Origin of the sequence: Saccharopolyspora sp. 6V (assembly GCF_020176785.1) — a bacterium.
In the GTDB taxonomy this organism is placed as follows: Bacteria; Actinomycetota; Actinomycetes; order Mycobacteriales; family Pseudonocardiaceae; genus Saccharopolyspora_C; species Saccharopolyspora_C gregorii.
This window is the reverse complement of sequence record NZ_JAIUKB010000076.1, coordinates 23,895-29,894: the sequence shown is the minus strand read 5'-3', so window position 1 is coordinate 29,894 and position 6,000 is coordinate 23,895. Positions and strand designations below refer to the sequence as shown.

At 72.3% G+C, this 6,000-nt stretch carries 3 protein-coding genes and 1 pseudogene; 3 read left to right on the top strand and 1 reads right to left on the bottom strand.

Annotated features, from left to right (window positions below; translation table 11 throughout):
- A pseudogene (locus LCD35_RS16235) lies at positions 1–1,345 on the top strand (hypothetical protein); the annotation flags it as partial.
- Here LCD35_RS16235 and LCD35_RS16230 read toward each other — a convergent pair.
- On the bottom strand, positions 1,333–3,441 hold the full coding sequence (locus LCD35_RS16230) for an NB-ARC domain-containing protein (protein WP_224966901.1): 2,109 nt from the start codon (positions 3,439–3,441) through the stop codon (positions 1,333–1,335). The pseudogene LCD35_RS16235 and the gene LCD35_RS16230 overlap by 13 nt on opposite strands.
- Positions 3,442–3,566: 125 nt before the next feature.
- On the opposite strand from LCD35_RS16230, the gene LCD35_RS16225 reads away from it, so the two are divergent.
- The gene (locus tag LCD35_RS16225) at positions 3,567–4,880 is read left to right on the top strand and encodes a hypothetical protein (RefSeq protein ID WP_224966902.1); all 1,314 of its coding nucleotides are present in this window, start codon (positions 3,567–3,569) and stop codon (positions 4,878–4,880) included.
- A gap of 293 nt (positions 4,881–5,173) precedes the next feature.
- Positions 5,174–5,995 carry an SAM-dependent methyltransferase gene (locus LCD35_RS16220; protein WP_255615060.1) on the top strand — a complete coding sequence of 274 codons (822 nt, stop codon included), beginning with the start codon at positions 5,174–5,176 and terminating at the stop codon, positions 5,993–5,995.
- Positions 5,996–6,000 lie beyond the last annotated feature (5 nt).

The window sequence follows — 6,000 nt, the reverse complement described above, 5'->3', positions numbered from 1 at the left end:
AGAACCGGAGAACCGGAGAACCGGAGAACCGGAGAACCGGAGAACCGGAGAACCGGAGAACCGGAGAACCGGAGAACCGGAGAACCGGCGCGTCGCTTTCGGGCTGGATCCGCAATGGGTGCTCTACGAAGGCCGCCCCATCGCCTCCGCCCTGGTCATGTCGCACGAGGACCAGCGCGCACAACTCGCGGCAGCGGTCCCGGAAGCGCTCGGCACCGCGGTCGTAGCCGGTGACGCCTGCTACGACCGACTGCTGACCAGCCTCCCCTGGCGCCCCGCCTACCGGCGGGCACTGGGCGCCGATGATCGGACGCTCATCACGATCAGTTCGACGTGGTGGTCGGAATCGCTGCTGGGAAGAGTTCCCGACGTCTTCTCCCGGGTGTTGGACGAATTCCCCTCCGACGAACACCGGTTCGCCGCCATCCTGCACCCGAACATCTGGTACGGGCACGGCCGCAGCGAAGTGCACCGCTTGCTCGCACGGCACCTGCGGGCGGGACTCGTGCTGGTCCCACCGGAATTCGGTTGGCGCGCGACGCTGATCGCCTCCGATTACCTGATCGGTGATCATGGCTCCGTCACCACGTACGGCGCCGTTCTCGGCATCCCCACCCTGCTCGGTTCATTCCCGGCCCGCGAGGTCGCGCCGGGCTCGCTGGTGGACGTCGTCGGTGCCCGCGCTCCGCGGCTGGCCGAGCACGAGCCGATCGGCCCTCGGCTGGCTGCGGCCGAACGGGCCGCCGCCTCGTTCACCGACCTGGGCGGACGGCTCACCTCGCGCCCGGGTGAGGCGGCCGGAGCGGTGCGGCGGGTCTGCTACGAGCTGCTGGAGCTGCCCGAGCCCGAGGAGGAACCACCGGTGCCGCCGGACGACCTCAGCGGTCTCCCCGCACCCGCGGCCTGCCTGCCGACCGCGAGCCGCGCCCGCACCGAGGTCGAACCCGACGGCGGTCTGCGGGTGGTCCGGCATCCCGTGGATCTGCCACGCACCACGGCCGACGGGGCGTTGGTGGTCGCGGCCGAACATCCCGGGCGGAGCTTGCGCGAAGCCGCCGACGTGCTGGTGCTCACCACGGGCGACTGGGGCGAGCACGTGCACGACTGGCTCCGGGACGCGCTCGACGCACGTCCCGGATCGCTGCTGGCCGCAGCGGTGCAGGGCGACGCGTGCCTGGTGCGGACCCGCTCCGGCCGCACGGCGCGGATCAGCCCGCGGGTCCCGGGCGCGGGCCGGCCGATGTGCTTCGCCGCCGCGGTGCACGGCTGGCTCGCCGCAGGCAGGAGCATCGACGAGCTCGGGCCGGAGACCTCGGTGAACGGGGTCCGCGTTCAGCTGTCCTGATCCGACCCCGCGGCGGCCCGCTGCCGTCCCAGCACCATCGCGAGATCCCTCGCTTCCTGCCGTCGGAGCAGTGCCTTCTCGGCGTCCCCCGCCCCATCCAGGGCTTCGGCGAGCAGTTCCAGCGCCGTTACCTGCCAGGACCGCATGCGGAGTTCCGCGAAGACGGCCAGCACCCGTTCCAAGCGCGGCAACGCATCGGCGCCGCCGGTGCGCAGTTCCAGCTCGGCCAGCGGCAGTTCGACCTTCGCCAGGTTGCCGCGTTCACCGTTCGTCCGGAAGACCTCCGCGGCGGCCAGCAGCTCGGGGCGCGCCTCGTCGTACCGCCCCACCGAGACCAGGACCCGACCGGCGTTCAGCCCGTACAACGCGAGCGGACGCGGCCGGTGCTCCGGGGCGAACCGGGAGCGGATGATGGCCCGGGAACGCTCGAAGCACTCCAGCGCCGCCTCGGGGGCGCCCGCGCGCTCGTGCACGAACCCGGTCCACTCGGTGGCGCTCTGCTCCGCGAGCGCGTCCCCGCACTCGACGGCGATGCGGCGGGCCCGTTCGAACTGGACGCGGGCTTCGGCGTCGTCGTGCGCGGCGAACAAGCCGGAACCGTACTGCGAGACCATTCGAGCCAGCACCGCGGCATCGCCGAGGGCTTCGGCGGCGCGGATGCCCGCCAGGTGCGCGTCGAGCAGGTCACCGAACAGGTCTCGGTCGAACTGGTAGGTGAACAGGCTCTCGCAGAGCTGCCAGACCCGGTCGTGGAGGCCGAGGGATTCGGCGACCCGCACTGCGGCGAGCAGGTTGAGCCGCTCGGTGTCCAGGTCGTCCAGCGCCTTCCGCCGCGCCTTCGGCCCGGTGTGCGCGGCGGACACGGAGTCGTACCGCGTGCTGAGGCGGCGGCGGGAGCTCAGCACGACGTCCCGGGCCATCGCGAACGAGTGGTAGTGCTCGACGAGCCTCGTCAGCGCCGCCGCCTGGTCGGCGACGGTGTCCGCATCGCGCCCGGCGTCCTCCGCGTGCCGCTGCAGCAGCGGGTGGATCCGGTACCGGTCACCGGTCACGCCGAGGAGACCGACCCGGCGCAGTTCCGCCAACACCTCTTCCGCCTCGAACTCCGAGGTGCCGAGCAGCGCGGCCACCGCCGCGACGCTGAACTCCGGGCCGGGGTGCAGTCCCAGGAACCGGTACGCGCGGGCCTCGGCGGGCGGCAGCTCCCGGTAGCAGACCTCGAACACGCCGTGCACGAGCCGCTCGCCATCGAAGTGCAGGTGGGTCAGCAGTCCGGAGCCCTCGACGACCCGGTCCACGAAGGACTCGATCGACGACCGCCCGCGCAACCGAGCACCCGCGACGCGCAGCGCCAGCGGAAGCCGACCGCACGCCTCGGCCAGCTTGCGCAGCGCGGCCGGATCCAGCGGGGTCTCCGGCGTCCCGGCCGCCTCCGACACCAGGGCCAGGGCGTCGTCCAAGTCGAAGGGCTCCACGGGGACGTGCTCCACGCCGCCGTCGCCCAGCAGATCCAGCGCGTACCGGGTCGTGACGACCACGCAGCTGCGCGGGGAAGGCGGCAGCAGCGCCTTCACCTGGCGCGAGGTCGCGGCATCGTCGAGCACGATCAGCAGCTCGCGGTGCGCGGTGAGCGTGTGGAACAGGTTCACGCGTTCGCGCTCCGTGATGAGCGCGCCGACCTCGGTGACGCCGAGATCGCGCAGGAAGGCGCCGAGCACGTCGAACGGTCTCGCCGGTCCGGTCGGCGAGGCGCCGCCCAAATCGGCCACCAGCACCCCGTCCGAGAACTCGTCCTGCACCTGGTGCGCCCAGCGCAGCGCCGTCATCGTCTTGCCGACACCGGGCATCCCGGGGAGCACGACCGTCAGCGGGCGCTGCTCGTCGTTCGCGAGCCCCCGCAACCGGTCCAGTTCGGCCAGCTCCACCACCCTGTTCCGGAACCCGTGGTGGCGCGGGTCGCGCGGCAACGTCCGCGGCACCGGGAGCTCGGCGCCGTCGCGCGACTGCACGATGAGCCGCTCGACCCGGCCGGCCTGCACGACGTTGCCGTGCACCGGAGCGCTGTTGCTGTTGTTCGACCAGACTGGTTCGCTCATCGCCACCCCCGGGCCGGTGATCGTCTCGAAGCCGGAGCCTACCTGCCACTCCCGACGCTCCGTGACCGTTCGGACACGAGGCCGGTGACGGGTTTGGTCTTCCGGCGAGCGGATAACCGGTGGGGATGATCAGTGACGACGCGAAGGTGCGGGAGCAGATGGACGACGCGGGCGGAACCCGGCGAACGGATGCCTGCCGATCCGGGCAGGTGAAGCTGGGGCTGATCACCGATCCGGACCTGCCGGAGCAGGTGGCGCGACACCTCGCGGACGAGTTGCCGGAGCACCTCGGCGACGACCGCGAGTGGACGGTCGAAGTGGACGTGGACCCGGTGACCGCCGGCGAGCACAGCACCCGCGACATCCTGCGCGCCACCGCCGACCGGCTGCGGGAACGGGACTGGGACTACGCGATCACCCTCACCGACCTGCCGGTGCGGGTGAACCGGCGGCCGGTGGTCGCCGACGCGAACCTCGACGGCCGGGTCGCGGTGGTCTCGCTGCCCGCGCTGGGCGGCACCCAGCCGTACCGGCGGTCCCGCCAGGTGGTGCTGCAGCTCGTCGACGAGCTGACCGGTCGCGACGGCGGCGCCGACCACCGCTACGGGCTGGACAGCAAGCTCACCGAAGCGGTCGCGCCCATCCGCCGCACCAGCGAGCAGGGCTCCGACGACGGCGAGGTCGACGTCCGCTACACCGCCACCCGCAGCCGCGGCAGGCTCCGGCTGCTCAGCGGCATGGTGCGCACGAACCAGCCGTGGCGGCTGGTGTTCGGGCTGCGCAACGCGCTGGCCGCGGCGGTGGCCACGAGCGCGTTCGGGTTGTCGTCGAGCACGATCTGGCAGATCGGCGACATGCTCGGCGCCGGGCGCCAGGTGCTCGCCGCGCTCGGGTCGGTGGTGATCCTGGTGGGCTGGCTGATCGCCGCGCACGGGTTGTGGGAGAAGCGGCGCCGGGACAGCGCACGGGACCGGGAGCAGGTGCTGCTCTACAACATCTCGACGGTGGCGACGCTGACCATCGGCGTCGGCTGCATGTACGCCGGGCTGTTCGTGATCAACCTGCTGGTGGCGCTGTTCGTGGTCCCGCCGGAGCTGCTGGCGAGCAGTCTGGGGCACGAGGCCGACTTCACCCGGTACCTGGCGCTGGCGTGGGGGTTCACCACGATGGGCGTGATCGCGGGTGCCTTGGGATCCAGCCTGGAGACCGACGCCGCGGTCCGGCAGGCCGCCTACGGCTACCGCGAGGAGCAGCGGCGCAACGAGCGGCGCGCGGAGGACGAGGACGGCGGCTCGGACGGGCGGCGCGCGAGGACCGATCGGGACGAGCAGGACGGGTCGCGGCAGGACGACGACGCCCGCGACGAGGACCGGTCGCCCGGCGAGGACGAGCAGCGCGCGGAGGACCAGCGCCGCGAACAGGACGAGCAGCAGGACTGATCGTCCGGCCCGGCGGTGCGGACGGCCCTCGCACCGCTGGGCCGAACGGGTGATCTCGCGCTGCCGCGCGCGGACCGCGCCCTTCGCGCCGCGCACCTCGCCCGACCAGCGCCGAACCACCGGCCCCGGCGGCCGGGCTACGCCGTTCGTCCGAAATGAGCGAAGGCCGACCAGCTCACACATAGTTGCATGGCGCAACCTTAACGTTAGCCTTGCGAAGCAGGTCGAAGCCGACGGAAGGTGCTCACGTGACCAGTACCCACGAGCAATGGGACATCGTCTCCGGCGTCGGGATGACCGCCCTCGCCGTGGCGGCCGCACGCGCGATCGAATCCCACCGGGACGACCGGCTGATCAACGACCCCTACGCCGAGGGCCTGGTCGCCGCCGCCCGATCCCCGGCGCTCGCCGAGATGGAGAACTCCTCCGCCGAGATGCTGGAGACCATGTCCGGCTACCTCGGCGTGCGGACCCGGTTCTTCGACGAGTACTTCCTGCGCGCCGCCGCGGGCGGGGTGCAGCAGGCGGTGATCCTCGCGTCCGGGCTCGACACTCGCGCGTTCCGGCTCAACTGGCCCGAAGGCCTGCGGGTCTTCGAGATCGACCAGCCGAAGGTGCTGCAGTTCAAGGACGAGACGCTGGACCGGATCGGCGCGCAGCCCGGCAGCGACCGGCGGGTCGTGCCGGTGGACCTGCGCGACGACTGGGCGAGCGCCCTCGAAACCGCCGGGTTCGACGCCTCGCTGCCCACCGCGTGGCTCGCCGAAGGACTCCTGCCCTACCTGCCCGCCGAGGCGGAAGCGCAGCTGCTGGCCATCATCGACCGGTTCTCCGCCCCCGGCAGCAGGATCTCCATCGAGCACATGACCGGACCGCGCGAGGAGTACGTCAGCGACGAGCTCCGGAACCTCGCCCTCGAATGGGGCATGGACCTGCAGGCCCTGTTCAGCACCGACGAGCGCCCCGACCCCGGCGAGGTGCTGGCCGGGCGCGGCTGGAACGTGCGGCGCGAACCCACCAACGAGATCACCGCCGGCTACGGACGCGCGCTGCCCGGCCTCGGGGAACGCTTCGCCGAGCTCGGCTGCATGATCACCGCCTTCCGCGAGAAGTGAGCCCC

Bases quoted from the DNA above. Each gene is read 5' to 3' on its own strand.
- LCD35_RS16220 (WP_255615060.1), top strand. From the start codon at position 5,174: ATGACCGCCCTCGCCGTGGCGGCCGCACGCGCGATCGAATCCCACCGG.
- LCD35_RS16225 (WP_224966902.1), top strand. From the start codon at position 3,567: ATGATCAGTGACGACGCGAAGGTGCGGGAGCAGATGGACGACGCGGGC.
- LCD35_RS16230 (WP_224966901.1), bottom strand. From the start codon at position 3,441: ATGAGCGAACCAGTCTGGTCGAACAACAGCAACAGCGCTCCGGTGCAC.